The sequence below is a fragment of the Dokdonia sp. R86516 genome, from assembly GCF_044596715.1.
Lineage (GTDB): Bacteria > Bacteroidota > Bacteroidia > Flavobacteriales > Flavobacteriaceae > Dokdonia.
In genome coordinates, this window is record NZ_CP138998.1 from 2,677,545 (window position 1) to 2,701,057 (window position 23,513).

Sequence of the window (23,513 nt, forward strand, 5' to 3'; positions counted from 1 at the left end):
TCCTTCACTTTAAATAATTAGAATATATAATCTATGAAAATACTTTTTAGAGTTGATGCAGGAGGTAGTGTAGGTCTTGGTCATTTTTACAGAACTTATGGATTAGCAAAAAGTATTTCTCTAAAAGGGCACAACGTGCACTTTGTGCATTGTGATTCTGAATTTTGGGATTTACAATTAGATTTTGAGTTTGAACATACAAGTTATTCAGATAAGGAATGTAATTACAAAATGGTAGCTTTGAGTAATAAATTGCATTGCGATTTTTTATATGTAGATGGTATTCTCGAATTTCCAAGTGACCTCTTTAATGGCTTATCTGTGCAAACAAAAACTGTATTTTATCAGAATATTTCTCCATCAAGACATTTATGCGATATATTTATACTTCCTTCTATTCATCAAACCAAGGAATTTTTCTCATCTTTTTTGAATTCTGTCGCTATATATCAAGGATTAGAATATGTGCTTTTTAATCCGCAAATAAAACTTCTTGAAAGTAAGTGTTTAGAAAATTTAAATGAGGTAAAAAAAATAAGTATTGTAACTGGTGGAAGTGATCCTAAAAATGTTTTATTAACTCTTTATGAATTATTGGATTTTAATAGTTTGCAGGATATAGAGTTTAACTTTTATGTAGGTAATAATTATATGTTTGTACCTTTGTTACCTCTTAAAACTCCTAAAAATGTAAATTTTTTAGATTATGACTTTTTAAGCATAAATGAAAGTCAGATAGTAGTATCAACATTTGGGGTAAGTACTTATGAGCTCTTGGCCTTAGGAATGCCTGTTATAAGCTTAGGACATCAGGAAGCAAATAATGTTGCCTCAGAAGTTTTATCAAATAAAACAGATGCCTTCATGCATCTAGGCTTAATAGATAATATAAATCCATTGCAAATTAATAAAGCAGTTAATGATCTTATAAAATCCAGAGAGTTGAGAGAAAAATTTAATAAAAGGGCACTGTCTTTATTAGACTTTGATGCCGAACAACGTATAATTTCAATTTTAGAATTATAGTATATGATTTTTGATAGTGGACTTTTTATAATTGCAGAAATTTCTGCAAACCATAATAACGATTTAAATCTTGCTTATAAAACTATAGATGCAATTGCAGAGACTGGAGCAGATGCTGTAAAGATTCAAACCTATACTGCAGATTCGTTAACTATGAATGTAGATAATGAATTTTTTGGTCCTAAAAAGGATGGGCTTTGGAAGGGTAAAACTCTATATGATTTATTTGAGAAAGGGAGTTTGCCATATAGCTGGCACGCGGATATCAAGAAATATGTAGAGAGTAAGGGATTGATATTCTTTTCTTCGCCATTTGATAGAGCTGGAGTCGATCTTCTAGAAAAACTAGAGGTAAAATTGTATAAAATTGCTTCTCCTGAGATTACAGATATTCCATTGATAAGATATGTAGCTTCTAAGGGGAAACCTATGATTATCTCTACTGGAATGGCAGATTTAAGTGATATACAATTAGCCTTAGATACTTGTAGAGCTGAAGGGAATATAAATGTAACACTCTTAAAGTGTACGTCAGAATATCCTGCACCTGTAGACATGGCAAATCTAAAAACAATTCCTAATTTACGAGATACATTTCATGTGAATGTAGGCCTGTCAGACCATACAGTAGGTAGCACAGTACCTGTTGTTGCTGTGGCGTTAGGAGCTACTGTGATAGAGAAACATATTACTCTTAATAGGGCTAGTGGAGGGATAGATGCATCGTTTTCAATGGAGCCTCATGAATTTAAGGCTATGGTTGATGCTGCTCGAGATGCTCAACTATCTTTAGGTACGATAAGCTACAAACTTAAGGACGCAAATAAACTTAGAAGACGTTCACTATTTGTACATCAAGATATAAAGAAGGGTGACATTATTAGTTTAGATAATGTAAGGACAGTAAGACCTGGGCATGGATTACACCCTAAATACTTAGATGAAATTTTAGGTTCCATTGCAAGTCAAGATATTAAAAAAGGGACGCCATTGCAGTTTAATCATTTTTCAAAGTAGCATTTAATGCTTTTAAAACTTTTTAAAAAAACCTTAAAAAATAAACTCATAATTTATTTAGGATCAAGGTATGCCACTTATTTTGTACAATTTATAACATCACTTATCATAGCTTCAAAATTAGGACCTACTAGTTTTGGTGTTTGGGGAGTTATTCTTTTACTTCTCAATTATTTTAGAATTGTAAACTTTGGTGTTGCAAATGCCTATAATATTTTTGCAATACAAAATAAATCAGATGAGATTAAGGTTAAAAAGGTTACAGCCTCGTCATTACTTATTCTAACTTTTTTAAGTATTGTAATAGTGTTTATAGCACTTTATCATCATTTTATAGGGTTTGAGTATATTTTAAAATATGACTTAGGGAATTTATTCTATTATACGTGCATTGCTGCGATTTTAACGCACTTCAATACGTTATTTATGAATATATATAGGATTAAAAATAGACTGTTTGAGATAGGTTTATATCAATCTGTTATTCCACTTATACTATTTATAGTTGCGCTTTTTTCAAATTCTGACAAGTTATTAGAGTTTCTTACACTATCTTACGTAGCAGGTAATATAATTGCGCTCATTATTTTTATATTTAATGGGAAAATACCTTTCGGTGAGTATCCTTCTTTGGAATGGGTCCGTAAAATTATAGATAAAGGAATTTATTTATTTATTTATAATCTATGTTTTTATTTCATTCTTTTATCAATTAGGACTTTAATAAGTTTAGAGTATACTGTAACGGAGTTTGGTTTTTTTTCATTTTCATTTGCATTAGCAAATGCTATACTTATGTTCTTACAAGCACTCACTTTTATTGTGTTTCCTAAGGTGATAGATAAATTTAATACAACAGATAAGGTTTATGTAAGTACTTTAATAAGCAATATTAGAGATAGTTATGTTGCTTTTTCCTTTGGTTTAGTTTTTGTCGCAATTATATTTTTTCCAGTACTCATATATTTTGTCCCTAAATATGCAGAGGGGTTATTATCATTACAGCTCATCGCTCTTACAATTATATTATACACCCAGTCCTTTGGATATAATACTTATTTAATGGCTCAAAATAAAGAACGTACCATTGCAAAAATTGCTTTGTTCTCCTTGAGTATTAATTTAGGAATGGCGTGTATGTTGATTTATGGTTTTAATGTTGCTTACGATAAGGTAATTATTGCAACATTAGTTAGCTATTTTATGTTTGCTTATTTAGCAATGTTTTTTGCTAAAAAAGAGTTGGGATTAAAAAACTCACCTTTTTCAAACTTAAAAGAAATATTTCCACTTCGATTATTAGTACCCTATGTTGCTGCACTTATAATTATCTTTTTAGAGTTAAACTTTTTTTTACCAATACCACTAATACTTTTTATTATACTTAATAAAAATAAATTGAAAGGTGTTATTTTAAAACTAAAAACCATTTTTACTAAGCCAGATATTATAAACCTAGATTAACCATTGCAAAAGTTTTTTCCAAACATAGAATTACATCAGATTACAGAGAGGCGTCTTAGAACAAACTCGCTTATTCTCTGCGCATATCTTATTGTGGCATTCCTATATTATGTAGGGAACGATTTAATGAGATTACCTCTTTATGGTCTCGTTCTAGGTATATCTACGTTAGGAGTATTGTACACAAAGAGTATTGATCAAGGCTTTAGATTTAAACTGTTGCCTGTAATAATATACTTTTTCTTTCTAGCTACCACTATCTTAATACAAACTGTAAATGGCACGTTATCAGTTTTTATCTTAATGTTGATAGCTGGGCCTTCATTAGCCTACTTTGTATATAACAATAAGTTCTCCACACGAATAATCAAAATCCCTATTTTAATTTTTGGATTTTATTTCATGGCGTTCTATGTGCTTAAAGGGACTTTAGAAGGTGCTTTTTTACAAATGAGTGTGAACTACGTATCTGTGGTAATGATAATGAATACTGTGCTTATAGGATATGTAGAAAGCAATCAAAAAGTAAAACTATCATTATGGCCTTCACTTATTGGTCTTTTTTTAGCACTTATCGCTCAAGGTAGAGCCGGTATTATTATAACTTTTTTATTAGTAATAAATGTTCTTTTTGTGAGGTGGAGACTTCTTACTACGAGCACTAAGATCATATCTGGGTTTGCATTATTTGCATTACTTGCATTATTCATTATAAGCCAACTAGATACTATAATCTTAATTTTTGAGAACTTCACGCTATTAGAAAGATTTACAGAAAGGGGTATTGATTCCCCATCACGAGATATTCTCAAAAACGAATATCTTGCTCATATGAATACTAAGAATCTTATATTAGGATATAACTATACAGATAACCCTTGGTTTAAGCATTATGGTGGCAATCCCCATAACTCATACATACGACTTCATCATTTTTTTGGCGCTTTGTTTTTTGTTATAATTCCACTTTTAATAGTAGCCCTTTTTAAAATTTTAAAAAGAAGTTACTTCTTATTCTTATTGTTTTTTGCTGTACTTTTAAGAGCATATACAGATACTGTTTTGTTCTTAACATTATACGATTTTATAATTATACTATTTGTTATGTGGGCTTATGGTAAAGCGCAAGCGAACAAACTTACTGAAAGCTTATAATGAAATTATCTAATCAAGAATACATTAAACAATTAGACTTTTTAGAACAGAAAAACGGTCTTTATGATATAGTATTAGGTGGTGTACCATTATGGAGGCTTATCCGGTTTAGATATAGAGTATCCTTCCTAAAAAATGTAAACGGTTTTACTAATAAAACTACAAAAAATAACATAGATATTATTCATATTATAAAATGGTCTATTGTCTCTGTTTATGAACTTTGTAAAGTCTTGCTTTCGCGAAAGCAGGATACTACATTATTTTTACCTTTTCCTCGTTTGGAATTTGAAAGTGGTATTTATTATGATAAATTTACAGACCCAGTTATTGCTAAAACAACTTTTCCAGGAGATACGGTAATTTTTCAGAACAGCCTTGGAGGAAGATATTCTAACCCGCGAGCAAATGGGGATAAAACCATTAAAATAGATTGTCTTAGTTATATATCTAAAGTGGTAAGTTTACTACTACTGCCTTTTGTGTTGTTTTTTTATAAGTCGAGATTAAGTCTGTTAAAAAAACGTCTTGCAACCATATATTCAATAGAAAAATTCTTTAGTTTAAAATTAGCTTTGATTATAGGGACATTTGTAATTAATAGACTGTTGTATAAAATTCTCTTCAAAATACTGGATGTGAAGAGTGTTTTTTTAGTAAGCAGGACAGTTTTTATACCGCAGATAGTTGCTGCACACGATTTGAAAATTCCTATTTACGAGCTTCAGCACGGTGCTACACCGGCAGAGTCTGCACTATATACGGGGCCTTATAACGCTAAAGTCGATCCAGATTTGTTTTTATGTTTTGGCAGGATGTGGGTTGGAGAACAATTTGGATTACCCTTGCCTCAAGTTAAAAACATCGGGTGGGCTTTAAAAGATTATCAAAATTTATATAAAGGTGTTGTTCAAAATCATAAAAGGTTATTATTTATTTCATACCCCGCAATTACTTCAAAAATTATTAGTGTACTTAAGACTCTTTCTTTAAATAATACATACTACACATATGTACTAAGGTTGCATCCTCAAGAAGTATTAAGTGATAGTCAACAGAAAGATTTAAAAGCATTACCTAACGTTAAAGTAGAACTTTATACAAAAAATGTACAAGAGTCTATATTAGAATCTAAAATAGTTTTTGGAGACAAATCGACAGTACTGTATGAAGCTTTGAGTTTAGGTAAAACTGTACGTCAAATTAATTTCGGAGAATTAAAGCGAGATCATTCTTCACTTGAAGAATCTTTGTTCAAACCTCTAGATACTTTGGATGATTTTTTCATCTCTTTAGAAGATAAAGATGAGAAGATTACACATAGCACCGATATTTACAGTAATTTTGATAGCTCATTAATGAACGATATTTTAAATATATGATAACAGTATTAGTTACTTGTGTAGGCTCTGGAGTGGGACAATCTGCGATAGATTCATTAAATCTTAGTAGAGATTATCGCATTCTAGGATGTGATGGAAACCCCAATGTTTACGCCCACAGTTATTGTGATGTCTTTGAGGTGGTGCCAAGTATTTATGCAAAAGAGTATCTAGACACTATAATAAATTTATGCGATAAGCACGATGTAGACCTTATCATTCCAGGTCATGATCATGAGCTTTTTGTATTTGCTACTGAAATTGATCGATTTAATAAAGCTGGCGTGTCTGTTATTGTCTCAAAGCCTGACCTTATAGAAATAAGTAGGGACAAAAAGATTTGGTTTGATTATTGGAAACCTTTAGGGTGTAATATCGTTCCAACATACTTTGTAAAAGATTTTAAAGAAGAACCAGATACTACAATCTTTCCTGCTATTGTAAAACCATCCGGAGGATCTGCTTCTCAGGGTATTTCTATTGTAAATACGCTCAAAGATCTTGAAGGCCTTACTGATAACGATATCATTCAACCATATTTGTTTCCTGAGAAAACCGATCCTAATTATGAAGCTATAAAAAAGGCAGTTGCTCAAGGTGATTTCATACAACGTTCTGAAATTTCAATTCAACTTGTTTTTTCAAGCTCTTCTAAATTTGAAGGAATTTTTATCTCTAAAAATACTCTTAAAAATGGGGTCCCGGTATTTGTAGATCCTATAAACCCTGAGACTTTTGAACATTTGGATGAAATTTTAAAATTTGTACCTATTTGTGAAGAAAAAGGAGTTCGGGGTCCTGTTAACATACAAGGGCGTATTTCTGAAAATGGTTTATTCTTTTTTGAAATGAATATGCGTTTTACCGGTATTACAGGTAATAGAGCGCTTTTAGGTTTTAATGAAGTACAATATCTAGTAAATGATTTTCTTAATTTACCCAAAACTGCTATTAGTTCTTATGCTCCTGGCAAGAAGGGTGTACGTCAGGTTGCCTGCACAACTATAGCTAGGGAGAAAGATGATTCATCAAAAAAGATTATAACAATTCTAGGGGCAGGTAGTAATTTAGGTCAAAATTATTTGAATGGTAAAGATGTAGATAGTGATATTTCTTATAACCTTATCTGTCGTAAGACATCGTTAGAAAAATATACGAATCTTTTCAAAAGAGAAGATGTAACTATCTATGATACTTCAGATGTCAATGTTGATCAGGTTTTATGCCAGTCAGATACTTTGATAAATTTTATAAGCGCGCTTGCTCCAGAGCCAGACGCTCATAAATATGATGCAATTTTATTTTTACAAGAGCTCTCTCATAAAATAGCAAAGGCGAAAATCCCGTTTATTTTGAATATTTCTTCACAATCTGTCTACGATCAATTTAGTGTTATAGATAAAACAGAAGAAATCGAAGTAGTGACAAACAGTCTATATGCTTTTCAAAAGGTACTTATAGAGAAGATATTTGCTGATTTCAATAAATTTTCTCCTATTTCTAATGTTGTGTCATTACGGATAGCCAGAATTATGAATCCAAATAATATTAGTTCTTGTGGTTTTTTCGGTGGAATGATAAAAAGATACATTGCAGGAGAGAAAATAATATTGGACACTCCAGACAATAGAACAAATCTTGTTCATATAGATGAAGTTGTTACAGCTATTGATTTTTTACAAGAATTGAGTTATACTCAAGTTTTACCTGAAATCTTAAATTTTGGGGGAGAAAATATAACAATGGCATCCTACAGCAAACTCATAGAAAGCGAGGTGAAGGGTAGTGGCTCTTTTGATTTACTAAAACAGGATAAAAATGTAGTAAGTGCTACTATAGATGATTCCAAAATCACACAATTAGGATATTCAAAAAATCTGAAATTAAGCGATATTATTAAAGAAATTGCGAGTAAATTTTAAAAGTTGTGTTATGAGAAAAAAACTTTGGAATATCTTATCTTCTCTTTACCCAATGTACTTAAATAAGATATATTCTATGAATATATCTAAAAAAGCAATTATATCTTACAAAGCAGTTTTAGATAAAAGTATCAATCCTAGAGGTATATATATAGGTGACTTTACTTGGGTGCTTGCCGGAGCAATGATATTATCGCATGATCATAGTAGATCACTAAAAGCAGATACTAAAATTGGTTCTAATTGTATAATTGGAATAAGATCTATTATCTTACCTGGTGTTGTATTAGGTAATCACGTAGTAGTAGGTGCAGGTGCCATTGTTACAAAGTCAATGCCTAGTAATAGTGTTGTAGTAGGTAATCCAGCAAGAATTATAAAACGAGGCGTGATCGTGAATGAAAAAGGTCAAATTAAAGATGGCGGTAAATCTCTTACAGTCTAAAGTCTATATTAAATAGTTTCAGAACTTAAATTTTGTTAATGTATAAACTATATTTAAAGCGTTTACTTGATGTTGTAATAGCTTTTTCAGCTTTTATTTTTTTATTACCAATTTTCATTGTGGTGGCAATTTTAATTTCAACCAAAACTAAGGGTTCTATTTTTTTTAAACAAAAACGTCCAGGATTATATGGTGAGATATTTTCTGTCCTAAAATTCAAAACAATGACAGATGAATGTGATAAAAATGGACAACCTTTACCAGATGAAGAAAGAATAACAAAAGTTGGACAATTTATAAGATCTACATCTTTAGATGAAATTCCTCAATTACTTAATGTTATTAAAGGTGATATGTCACTAGTGGGTCCAAGGCCTTTACTTACTAAGTATTTACCTCTTTATAATGAAAGTCAAGCAAGACGTCATAACGTAAAACCCGGAATAACGGGATGGGCTCAAGTTAATGGGAGAAATAGTATATCTTGGGAAAAGAAATTTGAACTTGATGTGTGGTATGTAGATAATTTGAGTTTTATTCTAGATGTCAATGTTCTTTTTAAAACCTTTTTAAAGGTAATAAAGAGGGACGGTATAAGTTCTGAGACGTCAGTTTCAATGGAGACATTTACAGGTAGCAAAAAGTAAATTTAAATAAATGAGATTTTTTTTTTAATTTTTCTAGCTTCATTTAATCTTTCTTCGCAAGTAACAGTAAGACCTAAAGATTATCAACCAAAACAATTTATTTGGAATCATAGCAAAACTCGAATTAGTAATGATAGTATTCAACCAGGTCTAGCAGTTTACTGGGAAAATTATGTGGATTATCATAACAACGGCAAATCGCAATTCAAAGTTCATTTAAAAGAACCTATTAAGGTTTATGAGGCAAAAAAAGAGCAACCTTGGGGTTTTGTTCAGTTTCCAAAAATTTTCAATGTACTTGATGGTCGAATAGCTGTAACTTGGAGTATGAATCCTGATGACATAAGTGCTAACAACAAATATGGATGGAAATACTCTAATGATTCTGGTAAAAAATGGACATTTAAGTGGAATGATAGGCCCTATATGATTGGTCACCTCTTACCTAATGGAGATTATTTGAAAATGTTGAGTTTATTCTCCAAAGAAAATCAAATGACATTACCTTCACCTTACTTAACAAAAAAAGAGAATGATGGGAAAATTTGGAGATTTTATGAGAGAGATGATGTTCCTGATAAGTATTTAGGTTTCGTTCAGAACAGAATAAAGAGGGGGTCAGATTCTGTCATACGAGAGAAAGTCCCAAAAAATAATTTTAAAGTTTTATCTTATTCTCAAAATGGAATTTTTGCACAGCAAGCTTGGGGTAAAATTAAAGCAACAAAAGACGGCTATCTTTTAAAATGTATAAATCCAGGTTTTTACAAAAATGGTAAAGGAGGTGTATCTTCCTCAAGTGTAGATTTTTATATATCTTATGATGATGGAGAGTGTTGGGATTTTCAAGGTTCTATACCTTCTAGTAAAGAAAATCATAAAGTTGATAAAAATCGTCTTATAGGTTTTCAAGAACCCACATTTGAAGTTCTAGCCAATGGGGATTTAATTTGTATAATGCGTTCGAGCCCTAATTATCTTGTGGGCGATATGTTCCAGAGTATTTCTAATGATAAAGGCAAAAGTTGGTCAGACCCTGTAAAGATTACTAGTAATGGTGTTTTACCGCAATTAGAAAAACTAAATAACGGTATAGTAGTCTTGTCATCAGGTCGTCCTGGTGTGCAAGTACGTTTCTCCTTAGATTCCTTAGGAGTAGAATGGTCAGAGCCTTTTGAAATGATGCGTTATCATGGTCTCTCAGGTCAAGTATCTTGTGGATATACGGGAATTCTACCTATATCAGATAATTCTTTTTTATTGATTTATTCATATTTTAGAAATAGAGATGAAAACAACAATATAAGAAAAGCTATTTTTGTTAGAGAAATAGAAATAAGCAAATCTTAGTTTTATTTCCTAAATATAAAACATCATCAAAATTTCAATTAAATGCAGAATTCTAAAATATGGCTATCATCTCCACATATGGGAGGAAATGAACGTAAGTTTGTTACTGAAGCTTTTGACACAAATTGGGTTGCTCCATTAGGTCCTAATGTAAATGGTTTTGAAAATGATCTCAAGATTTATCAAAATGAGGACGTAGAGGTAGCCGTGTTGAGTTCTGGTACCGCAGCTATACATCTAGCCTTAATACAATGTGGTGTAGTAGCAGGAGATGAAGTAATCTGTCAATCATTTACTTTTTGTGGTAGTATTAATCCTATAATGTATCAAGGTGCTACACCTATACTTGTAGACAGCGAACCTGAAACCTGGAATATTTGCCCGATTCACCTAGAAGAGGCTATTGAAGATAGGATTGCTAATGGCAAGAAACCAAAAGCAATTGTGGCTGTTCATCTATACGGAATGCCTTACAAGGTAGAGGAGATAAACAAAGTAGCTGCAAAATATAATATTCCTATAGTAGAGGATAGCGCCGAAGCCTTGGGGTCTACATATAAAAACCAAAAGTGTGGAACATTCGGGAAGTTTGGGATTTTATCTTTTAACGGTAACAAAATTATTACTACGAGTGGTGGAGGAGCTATAGTTTGTCAAAATAAAGCAGATAAGAGTAATGCTGTATTTTTAGCGACACAAGCACGTGATGATACTCCACATTATGAGCACACTACGATAGGTTACAACTATAGGCTCAGTAATATTTCTGCAGGTATAGGACGAGGACAAATGGAAGTTTTAGACAAGCATATTGCTTTACGAAGAAAGATGCATGACTTTTATATTGAGCAGTTCAAAAACATTAAGGGTGTTACGGTTTTCTCAGAGCCTTCTAAAGACTATTTCAGTAATCATTGGCTTTCAGCAATTATTATAGAACCATCTGAAACTAATGGTATCACTAGGGAGCATTTACGTAACGCTTTCGCAAAAGCTGATATAGAATCAAGACCACTATGGAAACCTATGCATTTACAGCCTGTTTTTAAAGAAGTTCCATATTACGGAGAAAAAGTTTCAGAAGAATTATTTGATAAAGGTCTATGTTTGCCATCCGGTTCAAATCTAACCAACGAGGATAGAGACCGCATAGAAAACGTTATATTTACAATCTTTAAAAATGATTAATGTTTCAAAGAGTAATAAATGCTATTAATAATCTATTTTCTGATGAAAATAGACTTGATATAAGGAATGTGCGGTATTTACCACGATGGTCTGTGCTTTTTATGGATACTTGTACCATAACCTTATCATTGTTTATTGCTTATTTTCTACTTGACGATTTAGGTATTCAACCTTTGAAAGTACTCGGATTAAGTCAGCAATTAGCGCTTATTGTAGGGGTTAACTTTATTTTCTTGTTAGTTTTTAAAACATATGCCGGTCTCATAAGACACTCATCTTATATGGATGCGCTTAAGTTGCTTTTAGCTTCAGCTACAAGTCTTATAGTCTTAATTTTAATTAACTTTTTAGTGATTTCTCTATTTGAGTTAAAAGTTTTTATTATAAGCGGGCTTATCGTTTTTTCAGTGATAAGTTTTGTACTCCTTTTTTCTTTTAGATTAGCTATCAAGCAACTTTATGAGTCTTTTAAAAGTATCAAGCTTGATGAAGAGATTATTCCTGCCGTTGTTGTAGGTATAGATGAAGGGGCTATTTCTATAGCGGCCGCTCTAGAAATTGAACATCCTCAGCGATTTGTAATTCAGGGATTTGTTTCAAAAAGACAGAATAAAAGTTTAAGAATTTTAAGTAAACCTGTTTTAGAGTTGAATGAAGGAATTGAAATTTTAGTTGATAAATTAAAGGCTTCAGCCATAATTTTTGCAGGTAATTCTCTCAATGCAGAAGAAAAATTTAACTTAGTTAATAATTGTTTAGAACACGATATAAAAGTTTTCAATTCTCCTCTTGTAATTAATTGGAGTGAGAAGACTACCGTTACAGATCAATTAAAATCGTTACAAATTGAAGATTTATTAAATAGGGAGCCTATTAAGCTTAATGATGAAGTGAAGGCTAAAAAAATCTCTGGCAAAATAGTGTTAGTGACAGGTGGAGCAGGTTCGATAGGTAGCGAAATTGCGAGACAAGTGGCCTCTTACAATCCTCGTAAACTCATCATTTTAGATCAGGCTGAAACGCCATTACATTCTTTGTCATTAGAAATGATTGCATCATATCCAGATGTAGATATGGAATTCATGATCTGTGATGTTGCAAATCGAAACCGTTTGAGAGTTTTATTTGATAAATTTAAAATCAATATAATTTATCATGCTGCAGCTTACAAACATGTTCCATTGATGGAGAGTAATCCTTCAGAAGCAATTGTTACAAATATTTATGGTACTAAAAACTTAGCCGATATTGCAGTTAAGCATAAAGTAAGTCATTTTGTAATGGTTAGTACAGATAAGGCTGTTAACCCTACAAACGTAATGGGAGCGACTAAGAGAGCTGCAGAAATTTATGTACAGTCAAAATATTTTAAAGAAATAGGAAAAGGGAAAAATAATACGACCAAATTTATTACAACGCGTTTTGGTAATGTGCTAGGGTCAAATGGATCTGTAGTTCCATTATTTAAAAAACAAATTGAGGCAGGGGGGCCTGTTACAATTACTCATCCTGATATTATTAGGTATTTTATGACAATACCAGAGGCCTGTCAGTTAGTGTTAGAAGCTGGAACGTTAGGTGGGGGTGGCGAGATTTTTATTTTTGATATGGGTGATCCTGTTCGTATAATGGATTTAGCTGAAAAAATGATAAAATTGGCAGGTTATGAAGTTGGTGAAGACATCGAAATAAAAATAACAGGGCTTAGACCTGGTGAAAAGCTCTATGAAGAATTATTGAGCGATCAAAGTAAAACTTTACCTACCCATCATAAAAAAATTATGATAAGCGAAGATATATCAGGAGACTATGATGATGTAAATAATAAAGTATCTGATATTATCAAAGCAGCTATTAAAAATGATAATATTATAAGCGTAGCAAAACTTAAATCATTTATTCCCGAATTTAAGAGTAATAATTCAGAATATGAATTGTTAGATATAACTGTTGCTGGAATTGATAATTCCAATAGTAATAGTTTGTCAGTAAAAGCTTCTGATAAGAAGATGATCTAACTAAAGGAGATACATACTTCTAATATTTCTCCTATATTGATGAGAACTAATGCAATTTTAATTATTCTTTGGTTATATACATCAATTTGTGTTGGCCAAGATACTTTTAAAGTAAGTAGTATAGTTCAATCTAGAGTTCTTGCAGGCTCAGGTACAATTCCTTTTTGGAGCTTTACTAATAGTCAAGGTTTCTTAAGTGGGTCAAGTAGTTATGGGGTTTCCGCTTTCGCGAAAGCGAACTATAGCATCTCAGATAATCATATGTTTACCCTAGGCGCTGGGGCTTATATTTCTGACGGGTTTAATGATAACCTAAGAAGAAGTAACCTCTACCTTGAATATAAAAACAAATGGATTTTAGTAACTGCAGGTGCAAAACAGCTTACTCCAGAGAAGTATAATCTTTCCACTATAAATAATAATATTTTACAAACTGGAAATGCACGACCACTTCCAGGAATTATAATTTCCAACACGAGACCAATTAAATTATCAGAGAAATTTTCTTTAGATGCAGCGTTAGCCCAATATAATTTGAATGATGATCGCATTACGAAAAATGCTCAGATTCATTATAAGATGATAAGAGTTAATTGGACTATAAATGAAACAAGTTTACTGTCAGTAGCACTTAGACATTATGCACAATGGGGAGGTACGCTTTCAGATGGAACTAAGCTTCCTAGTGACTTAAAAGCTTTTGGTAGGATATTTATTGGAGCAAATGGAGGGGATATAGACAACCCAAATGAAGCTATAAATGCCTTAGGCAATCACTTAGGTAGTTATAATGTTAATTATAAAAAATACTTCAAAAATGGAACATTAGCGCTCTATCATCAATCATTGTTTGAAGATCGATCTGGACGAGAATTAAATAATTTTCCTGATGGTGTATGGGGTATAACTTATTTACCTAAAGGAAGTAAGTTGATTAGGTCAATACTTTATGAATATATACAAACGGTATCGCAGAGTGGCGCTCCTAGACCAACAGAAGGACTTAACCAGCAGAGTGGTGATGATAATTATTTTAGTAATAATATTTATCCATCTGGGTGGACTTATGAAGGTGCTATTATAGGATTACCGTTAATTAATCCCTTCGGCAACACAATGACGCCTAGTAATAACAGAATGATAGGTCATCATCTAGGTATAGCTGGATCACTAGGGAAGATTGACTATACAATTAAAGGGTCTTATATACAGAATCTTGGAACGTACAACTCGCCCATTAAACCTAGACAACAAGCGTTTTATAGTTATGCAAATTTTTCTTATGACACCAATATTCTCGGAATTATCAATCTTTTTTTAGGAGCAGATTATATCAATGACTTCTCTAATGCAACAAGTATAGGAATAGGGTACAAGTACAACTTAGAGTGATTATTTTTCAAAATAGCTTAAATATTCGAGGTAGCTTACAATTGAAAAGCTTTTTGTTCTTTTGAAATTGATTATTGCATTCCTAGTTATATAATTTTAATAATTTTCACTTAAGTCTTTTCTATCTCGTCTTCGTATCTCTTATAATGGAGTTTATCTTTGTGAAAAGGTTTGATTTTTTCATTTGTAATGAATTTACTTATTGCGTAGAATTCATATATAAATAGTCACTGAAGTAGTATTTAGAAATTATTCTTAGAGTATAAAAATCCCTAACAAAATAAATATGTCAAAATTATACACTCCATTCAAAATAAGAGGTTTAGAATTATCTAATAGAATTGTAGTTTCTCCCATGTGCCAGTATAGCTCAGTTAACGGAATGGCAAATGATTGGCATCTTGTTCATTTGGGTTCTAGAGCTGTAGGAGGGGCCGGATTAATAATTACTGAGGCTGCTGCAATTTCTCCAGAAGGAAGGATTACACCATCAGATATGGGAATTTGGTTAGATGAGCATATTGAGCCTCTAAAGAGAATTACAAATTTTATTAAAGAGCAAGGTACAGCAGTGGGAATTCAACTAGCACACGCTGGTAGAAAGGCAAGTACATTACCACCTTGGGAGGGGAGTAAAATACTAACTAGTGATGATGGTGGATGGGATCCTGTAGCGCCATCACCTATAGCGTTTGATGAGAACGGCCTTATGCCAAAAGAACTCTCTAAGGACGAAATCAAAGATATCATAAAGTTATTTGTGGATGGAGCTAGAAGAGCTGTTGAAGCAGGTTTTGATGTTATTGAAATACACGCAGCACATGGTTATCTCTTAAATCAATTTTTATCGCCTCTTACTAATAAAAGAGAGGATGAATATGGCGGTACATTTGAAAATCGAGCGCGTATGTTATTGGAGGTGACAGAAAGAATTCGAACGGTGGTCCCTGTTCAAATGCCTTTGTTTGTACGTATATCTGCTACAGAATGGGCAGAAGGTGGTCATACCATTGAAAATTCTCTAAAAATTTCTCAGCTTCTTAAGGATAATGGAGTAGACTTGATAGACTGTTCAACGGGAGGTGTTGTTAAGAATCAAGAAATTCCAGTTAAAAAAAACTATCAAGTTCCTTTTGCAGAAAAAATCAAAAAGGAAATTAAAATAGCCACGGGTGCAGTAGGCTTAATTGATGACGCCATTCAAGCTGATGATATTTTAACTAATGATCGAGCAGATTTAATATTTGTAGGTAGAGAAATGTTACGAAATCCATATTTTGGATTATTAAGTCCAGAACTAGGAGGGAAGAAGATTGCTTGGCCGAATCAATATCAAAGAGCAAAACCTAAAAAATAGCTGTAACTTTTTGAAAATAAGTGATATATAATTATAGCTGTTTTAGAATAATAAAGTCAAAATTATTGTTCATCACCACTTGCCGATTGCTTAACAATATAGAAACATTGAACACTGAGTTTGATTGTAGATTTGCAAAAATCATAACTAAAAACTCTCTCAATGAAAAAAAAACTACTCAGTGCACTTTTGTGCATTGTATTGGCATTTCTTAGTGCTAATACGAATGCTCAAGGTGTTTTTATTAATGAATTGCATTATGACAACGCAGGGGGCGATGTTAATGAAGGAATTGAACTTGCTGGACCTGAGGGGACAGATTTAGCAGGATGGTCATTAGTTTTATATAATGGTTCTAATAACGAACCTTATCGAACAGTAGACCTTACGGGAGTAATAGCCAATCAACAAAATGGTTATGGAACCGTAAATTATCCTATTACAGGAATTCAGAATGGAGCTCCAGATGGTATTGCTCTTGTAGATGGAACAGGTAACTTGGTTCAATTTATATCATATGAAGGAGAACTTACTGCTATAGGAGGTCCAGCAGATGGCTTGACTAGTAGAAACATAGGTGTGTCAGAAGGAGCAAATACTTCAACCGAAAGTTCACTATCTTTATCTGGAAATGGTACAGAAGCAGGTGATTTTACTTGGGAAATTACAACTTCAAATACTTTTGAAGCGGTAAATACGAATCAAGTTTTTGGCACCTTGATTATCACGCCTATGATTAATGAATTTGTATTTAATCATGCTGGTTCTGATACCGACGAATTTATAGAAGTTCTTGCAGGGGACAATGAAGACCTCTCAGCCTATTCACTTTTAATTATTGAGGGTGATGTAAATTCTGTAGGAACTATTACTTCAGTATTTCAATTAGGTACTACCACTTCAGATGGGCTTTACACAATACCTTTTCAAAACAATGTGTTTCAAAATGGATCTCAAACGATTCTTCTTGTCACAAACTTTAGTGGTAACCTCGGAGAAACTATTGATACAGATGTAGATGGTTTAATTGATTTTAATCCTTGGGATGAGATTATTGATAGTGTAGCGGTAAGTGATGGTGATGAAGGAGATTTGTCATACAGCGATGTTGTACTAACCAATGATTTTGACGGAGGAATTTTTACAGTAGGTGGAGCATCTAGAATTCCTAGCCGAACTAATTCGGGAAGTACAACAGACTGGATTAGAAATAATTTTAATGGTGCTGGTCTTCCAAGTTTTCCAAGTGCAATACCATCAGCAGGGGAAGCTATTAATTCTCCAAACTCTGAAAACATGGTAGTTTCTTCAGAACCAAAAGACGACACAGTATTAATCATTAATGAAATTGATGCAGACAATACTGGTACAGATACCATGGAATTCGTAGAATTATATGACGGTGGAACAGGTAATACACCTCTTGATGGTTACACCGTAGTATTTTATAATGGTTCTAGTGATTCAAGTTATGCATCTTATTCTTTAGATGGTTTTACTACAAATGCACGTGGCTTTTTTGTTTTAGGAAATGAAGCGATATCTTCAGCAAGTATTGTTTTTCCTAGTAATGGGATTCAGAATGGAGCAGATGCCATTGCCCTTTATAAAGATGCTACATATGATTTTGTTAATGGAAGTCCAGTAAATCTTGACAATCTTCAAGATGCCGTTGTTTACGATACTAATGATGCAGATGATGATGGTTTGCTTATACTTCTAAAAGAAGGTCAAGAACAGCTTAATGAAGATATTTTAAGTAATAAGGATATATTCTCTTTACAGAGATTTACAAATGGATCAGGTGGTTTGAGAGAAACTACAACTTATGTGAGTGCATTGCCTACTCCTGGAGCCCCAAATAGCAATGCTACTGAACCAATTACTTTAGTCATTAATGAACTTGATGCAGACACCCCAGGATCAGATTCACAAGAATTTCTTGAAATTTACGATGGTGGACAAGGAAACACTTCCCTTTCAGGATTTGTTGTTGTTGCTTATAATGGAAATGGCGATACTGTCTATAATACCTTTGACTTAGAGGGTTATATTACAAATGAAGAAGGATACTTTGTTTTAGGAAATGCAGATGTTTTAAATGTAGATTTAGTAATTTCTGGTAACTCCTTTCAAAATGGAGCAGATGCTATAGGTCTCTATCAAGGAACTGCCGCTGATTTTCCAAATGGATCAGTAGTAACCCTTGATGGACTCGTTGATGCAATAGTTTATGGAACTGATGACGATACTGATTCAGAGTTAATTATATTGTTAAATCCAGAACAAGAACAACTTAACGAAAATCAAAATGGAAGTAAAGACTCAGAGTCTTTACAGAGAATTCCAAACGGACAAGGAGGGACAAGAAATACAGCAAACTATGTAGCTCAAACCCCTACACCAGGTAAGGCAAATGATGCTATTGTTGTTCCAGGGGAAATACTTACTATATCGCAGGTAAGAGCAGCGGCTGAAGGAGATACCGTTACAACTACTGGAATATTGACGGTAAGTGATCAGTTTAATGGACCTGCATTTATTCAAGATGCAACGGGAGGAATTGCAATATTTGATAATCTTGTTCATGGTGAGAATGTATTTACTATTGGTGATTCTATCACAGTTACAGGTACTAGAAGTGCATTCAATAATCTAGCACAGATAAGTCCTGTCAATGTTGTTGAAATTAATTCACCACCTACAAGTATTATAGAACCTATTACCATTGAATTATCACAACTATCTAATTATGAAGGACAATTAGTGCGTGTTTTAAATGCAAGTTTCCCAAATCCAGGTGACTTACTATTTGGAAATTCTAACTTTGAACTTACAGATAGCAGTGGAACAGGTCAGTTGCGTATCGACGGAAATGCATCTTCACTTATTACATTAACACAACCTAGTAGTTGTGATATTGTAGGAGTTGTAGGTCGTTTTGGCGATAATTTCCAACTATTACCTAGACTAGCAGGTGATATACCATGCGCTACTCCTTTCGAAAGTCCAGATGAAACCTCTGATGTTTCAAGGGATGATAGCTTTGATGTAGTCGCGTGGAATATTGAGTGGTTCGGGGATGAAAATAATGCTCCGCCAGCTGGCAGACCTATGTCTGATGAAATACAGAGAGATAGCGTACGCACAGTACTAAGAAGATTAGATGCAGATGTAATTGCTGTAGAAGAAATTGCAGATGATGTACTTTTCGCAGAACTAGTAGATGGATTAGAAGGCTACGATTATATCCTGTCTGATGCTGTTTCTAATCCAACAGGAACACCACCTTTTCAAAAGCTTGGTTTTATTTATAAAACTGCTACGGTGAATCCTGTGAAAACACAAGCTCTATTAGCTACAATACACCCATTATACAATGGAGGTGATGATAGTGCTTTAGTAGATTATCCTAGTACTACAGATCGTTTTTATGCAAGTGGTCGTCTACCTTTCTTAATGACTGCAGATGTTACTATAAACGGGAGCACAGAGCAAATAGATTTAATAGCATTGCATGCACGTGCAAATGGTAGTACGCAATCTCAAAATAGATATGATATGCGTCGTTATGATGTAGAAGTACTTAAAGATTCTCTAGATGCACAATTTTCAGATAGAAAGGTTATTCTTTTGGGAGATTACAATGATGATGTAGATGAGACGGTTGCAGATGGTGTGCCCACAACAGAATCATCATTTATAACTTACGTACAAGATCCAGAAAACTACAACGTTGTTACAAGTGTATTAAGTGATGCTGGATTTAGATCTTTTGTATCTAGAGAAAATATGATTGATCATATTGCCATCACAAATGAACTTTTTGAGAATTATATCGAGAGTAGTGCATCAATAGGATATCAATTTTATGATGAAGATTATGCATTCACTGCATCTGATCACTTTCCAGTTTCAGCTAGATTCTTATTTGATACTATAGAGCCTCTAGAAGTGGTATCTATAGAAGCATTTGACATCACTTGTTTTGATGCAAATGATGGAGTTGCAACCGTTTCTATAACAGGAGGTGTTGCTCCGTATAGCTTTGTTTGGAGTGATGGGCAAACAGAAAATTTTGCCGAGAATTTATCCGAAGGCACCTATTCAGTAATTATTAGTGATAGTAATGATGAAGAACTCTTAGTTGAGAACATTACTATATCTAGTCCTACACAGATAACATTTTCAGTTTCTGAGGATGTGACTATATACAAGGGTTATGATTCTAATTGTACAGTATTATCTGTATCTGATATTGTGGCAGAAGGTGATACATCCATATTATGGAGTACGGGGGAGACTACAGAAAGTATTACTTTTTGTTCTGAAGAAACAACAACCGTAACAGTTACAATAATGGATGATAATGGATGTGAGACTACAAAGGAAATTACTGTTACAGTAGAGGATGTAACATGTGGTAATAATCCATATTACAAGCGAGTTCAGCTTTGTTACAAGGGGCGCTCACTTTGTGTAAGCCGTTATGCTGCAAGAGTATTTTTACGAAAAGGTGCAACACTAGGCGCTTGCGGTAACTCTTCAATTGTTATTTCTAAAATTAAAGTATTTCCTAATCCAGTAATTAAAGATGCTAATGTTAAAATCACTAGCGCTATGGATACTGATGTGACTTTTGAACTATATAATATCTTTGGTGTTCGTGTATTTTCTCAAAATGCAACAATTTCTCAAGGGCAATCTACAACATCACTTCAATTAGGAAATTTACATAGAGGCTTTTACTTCTTAAAGCCAACTGTAAATGGAGTAGTGCAAGGGACGAAAGTTCTTATCAAGAGATAATAAGGTAGTACTATATCCCAATAATTTTAAGGCTGAGCAATACTGTTATTGCTCAGCCTTTATTATTTAATATACTCAAATGAAGGTTTTCTAAATACTAATACTCCAAAACTCTTTTTTGATGAATGTAGGATTGATTTATAAAATGTTAAAGAAAAATGCTAAATCAATCTACTTTGCAAAATATCTAGGAAGATTCTTATATTTTTTTGCTGGCTATCGTAATTACTTTCCGATACAAAAGTTTGCAAAAATATTTCCAAGAAGCTCATCATTAGTTACTTGTCCCGTAATTTCTCCAAAATGATAAAGTGCCTCTCTAATATCTATTGCCATAAGGTCTCCTGAGAGATCTGTATCTAGTCCATATTGCACTTTTTCTATCTCTTCGAGTGCTTTGAGTAATGCATCGTAGTGTCTACTGTTTGTAACAATAGTCTCGTCATTGCGCAGGGCTCCAGTGTTTACAAATTCAAGAAGTTTAGTTTTAAGACCGTCCACTCCTTTATTTTCTTTGGCAGAAATTAAATGAAGATTTGGTATTTGATTACTTATTGCTGTGATATCATTTTCAGTTACTCGATCAATTTTATTGGCAACAATAATAAGAGGCTTAAGAGGAAACTTGTTTTTAATTTTTTCAATCTCTGTTTTAAAGATCTCAGCATTTGCAAGGAATTCATTTGCACTAAAAAGCAGGATCACAACTTGTGCTTGTTTTATTTTTTCAAATGTTTTCTTTATTCCTAGGCCTTCAATTACATCTACAGTTTCTCGTATGCCAGCTGTGTCTATAAACCTAAAACCAATACCACCTATAGATAGCTCATCTTCTATGGTGTCGCGAGTGGTACCAGCAATGTCTGATACAATGGCGCGTTCTTCGTTGAGCAGCGCATTTAATAATGTTGATTTCCCTACATTAGGTTCGCCCACAATAGCTACGGGGATTCCATTTTTTATCACATTACCTGTTGCAAAAGAATCTATGAGACGCTTGAGTACTTTTGTGATGCGAGCGATGAGCTCTTTAAATTGGCTGCGGTCTGCAAACTCAACATCTTCTTCAGAGAAGTCTAATTCTAGTTCAATGAGGGATGCAAAGTTTAAAAGCTCTTGACGCAGCTGTGCTATTTCATTAGAGAAGCCTCCTCGCATTTGTTGCATTGCGATCTGGTGAGAAGCTTCATTATCACTTGCAATAAGATCTGCAACAGCTTCTGCTTGACTCAAGTCCATTTTACCATTAATAAATGAACGTAGCGTAAATTCTCCAGCCTGCGCAGCACGACAGCCCGACCTTAATAGTAACTGTATGATTTCTTGCTGAATATAATTAGATCCGTGGCAAGAAATTTCGACGGTAGGCTCGCCAGTGTATGAGTTTGTGCCTTTAAATAATGAGACTAGAACTTCATCTATAGTGCGCTCACCATCCATAATATGTCCTAAGTGAATGGTATGTGTTTTTTGCTCTGATAACACTTTACCACTTACAGATTTGAAAATAGGGGAGGTTATTTCTAGGGCTTGAGCTCCAGAAACGCGTATTACAGCAATTGCGCCAGCGCCTGCTGGACTTGCTAAAGCTACTATAGTATCTTGTACATTCATCTTTGCAAAATTACGTAAACGTGTAACATTTTCGCGTAAGCATACACATATATAGTATCAATCAACAATCAATCATATGGAAATCGTACAACAAACTAATTTTGCGCGTGAAGATAGAACGCTGCTAGCACTTACTCATCTATCCCAACTTCTAGACTATATAACTGGTTTTGGAGGTTTTATAGTACCACTTATACTGTGGCTTTCTAATAAAGACCGAGTAATTAACATGGATGAGCATGGGAAATCTATTGCAAATTTTCAGATAAGTCTGTTCATTTATTGCATACTGAGCATCCCTGCAATACTAGTATTTGGGTTAGGTCTCGTTACTTTATTAATACTTGCGGTGTTAGGCTTTATTTTGCCTATAATAAATGCAATACGAGCTAGTAATGGGGAAGAGCCTAATTATTATATCAGTATAGAATTCTTTAAGTAGACTGGAGATATTTTTTATCCATCCAAAAAGTACCAAATGGAATAATAGAGCATAAAAGGACGATTCCTACTGTTTTATTGTTCCATTTCATATAAGATTTCATCATAATTGCCATTACTACATAGGCAAGAAATAGAAATCCATGAGCCATACCAATAACTTTATTAGGTGCTCCATTATCAAATATATACTTTAATGGCATGGTGATAAAAAGGATTAATAAAAATGATATTCCTTCTAATACACTGAGAATTCTAAAGGTCTTAAGCATCGTATATTTTTCAA

17 protein-coding genes are annotated in these 23,513 nt (G+C 33.2%); 15 read left to right on the forward strand and 2 right to left on the reverse strand.

Annotation, left to right across the window (positions count from 1 at the left end; genetic code table 11):
- Positions 1 to 33 precede the first annotated feature (33 nt).
- The 14 genes from SJY23_RS12025 to SJY23_RS12090 all read left to right on the forward strand — a co-directional run bounded on the left by SJY23_RS12025 (position 34) and on the right by SJY23_RS12090 (position 21,172).
- Complete coding sequence (locus SJY23_RS12025) at positions 34 to 1,026, forward strand: hypothetical protein (protein ID WP_396596528.1); 993 nt, start codon at positions 34 to 36, stop codon at positions 1,024 to 1,026.
- 3 nt (positions 1,027 to 1,029) lie between these two features.
- Positions 1,030 to 2,043: a pseudaminic acid synthase gene (gene pseI, locus SJY23_RS12030; RefSeq protein ID WP_396596529.1), complete on the forward strand. Its 1,014-nt coding sequence runs from the start codon at positions 1,030 to 1,032 to the stop codon at positions 2,041 to 2,043.
- Positions 2,044 to 2,049: 6 nt separating this feature from the next.
- Positions 2,050 to 3,507 (forward strand): polysaccharide biosynthesis C-terminal domain-containing protein, encoded by a 1,458-nt coding sequence (locus SJY23_RS12035; RefSeq protein ID WP_396596530.1) that lies wholly within the window; start codon positions 2,050 to 2,052, stop codon positions 3,505 to 3,507.
- 126 nt (positions 3,508 to 3,633) lie between these two features.
- Positions 3,634 to 4,662, forward strand: coding sequence for a hypothetical protein (locus SJY23_RS12040; protein ID WP_396596531.1), 1,029 nt, complete (start codon positions 3,634 to 3,636; stop codon positions 4,660 to 4,662).
- Positions 4,662 to 6,044 carry a hypothetical protein gene (locus tag SJY23_RS12045; protein ID WP_396596532.1) on the forward strand — a complete coding sequence of 461 codons (1,383 nt, stop codon included), beginning with the start codon at positions 4,662 to 4,664 and terminating at the stop codon, positions 6,042 to 6,044. Before SJY23_RS12040 ends, SJY23_RS12045 begins: the two co-directional genes overlap by 1 nt.
- Positions 6,041 to 7,966, forward strand: coding sequence for an NAD-dependent epimerase/dehydratase family protein (locus tag SJY23_RS12050; protein ID WP_396596533.1), 1,926 nt, complete (start codon positions 6,041 to 6,043; stop codon positions 7,964 to 7,966). Before SJY23_RS12045 ends, SJY23_RS12050 begins: the two co-directional genes overlap by 4 nt.
- A gap of 10 nt (positions 7,967 to 7,976) precedes the next feature.
- Positions 7,977 to 8,411 carry an acyltransferase gene (locus tag SJY23_RS12055; protein ID WP_396596534.1) on the forward strand — a complete coding sequence of 145 codons (435 nt, stop codon included), beginning with the start codon at positions 7,977 to 7,979 and terminating at the stop codon, positions 8,409 to 8,411.
- A gap of 38 nt (positions 8,412 to 8,449) precedes the next feature.
- Positions 8,450 to 9,058: a sugar transferase gene (locus tag SJY23_RS12060; protein ID WP_396596535.1), complete on the forward strand. Its 609-nt coding sequence runs from the start codon at positions 8,450 to 8,452 to the stop codon at positions 9,056 to 9,058.
- 174 nt (positions 9,059 to 9,232) lie between these two features.
- Positions 9,233 to 10,408 carry a sialidase family protein gene (locus tag SJY23_RS12065; RefSeq protein WP_396596536.1) on the forward strand — a complete coding sequence of 392 codons (1,176 nt, stop codon included), beginning with the start codon at positions 9,233 to 9,235 and terminating at the stop codon, positions 10,406 to 10,408.
- Between the two features lie 42 nt (positions 10,409 to 10,450).
- Positions 10,451 to 11,596 carry a DegT/DnrJ/EryC1/StrS family aminotransferase gene (locus SJY23_RS12070; protein WP_396596537.1) on the forward strand — a complete coding sequence of 382 codons (1,146 nt, stop codon included), beginning with the start codon at positions 10,451 to 10,453 and terminating at the stop codon, positions 11,594 to 11,596.
- Positions 11,596 to 13,614, forward strand: a complete 2,019-nt coding sequence (locus SJY23_RS12075) for an SDR family NAD(P)-dependent oxidoreductase (protein ID WP_396596538.1) — start codon at positions 11,596 to 11,598, stop codon at positions 13,612 to 13,614. The genes SJY23_RS12070 and SJY23_RS12075 overlap by 1 nt, the downstream gene beginning before the upstream one ends.
- A 39-nt stretch (positions 13,615 to 13,653) precedes the next feature.
- On the forward strand, positions 13,654 to 15,006 hold the full coding sequence (locus tag SJY23_RS12080) for a capsule assembly Wzi family protein (RefSeq protein WP_396596539.1): 1,353 nt from the start codon (positions 13,654 to 13,656) through the stop codon (positions 15,004 to 15,006).
- 286 nt (positions 15,007 to 15,292) lie between these two features.
- The gene (gene namA, locus SJY23_RS12085; RefSeq protein WP_396596540.1) at positions 15,293 to 16,363 is read left to right on the forward strand and encodes an NADPH dehydrogenase NamA; all 1,071 of its coding nucleotides are present in this window, start codon (positions 15,293 to 15,295) and stop codon (positions 16,361 to 16,363) included.
- A gap of 162 nt (positions 16,364 to 16,525) precedes the next feature.
- Complete coding sequence (locus SJY23_RS12090; protein ID WP_396596541.1) at positions 16,526 to 21,172, forward strand: DUF5689 domain-containing protein; 4,647 nt, start codon at positions 16,526 to 16,528, stop codon at positions 21,170 to 21,172.
- 225 nt (positions 21,173 to 21,397) lie between these two features.
- On the opposite strand, the gene mnmE is transcribed toward SJY23_RS12090, so the two are convergent.
- Entirely contained in the window at positions 21,398 to 22,786 is a 1,389-nt protein-coding gene (gene mnmE / locus SJY23_RS12095; RefSeq protein ID WP_396596542.1) for a tRNA uridine-5-carboxymethylaminomethyl(34) synthesis GTPase MnmE, read from the reverse strand.
- 76 nt (positions 22,787 to 22,862) lie between these two features.
- On the opposite strand from mnmE, the gene SJY23_RS12100 reads away from it, so the two are divergent.
- Positions 22,863 to 23,228: a DUF4870 domain-containing protein gene (locus tag SJY23_RS12100; RefSeq protein WP_396596543.1), complete on the forward strand. Its 366-nt coding sequence runs from the start codon at positions 22,863 to 22,865 to the stop codon at positions 23,226 to 23,228.
- Here the strand turns inward: SJY23_RS12100 and SJY23_RS12105 are convergent.
- The gene (locus SJY23_RS12105) at positions 23,221 to 23,499 is read right to left on the reverse strand and encodes a DUF3817 domain-containing protein (protein ID WP_013752231.1); all 279 of its coding nucleotides are present in this window, start codon (positions 23,497 to 23,499) and stop codon (positions 23,221 to 23,223) included. The two genes, SJY23_RS12100 and SJY23_RS12105, sit on opposite strands and share 8 nt — an antisense overlap.
- Positions 23,500 to 23,513: the final 14 nt, after the last annotated feature.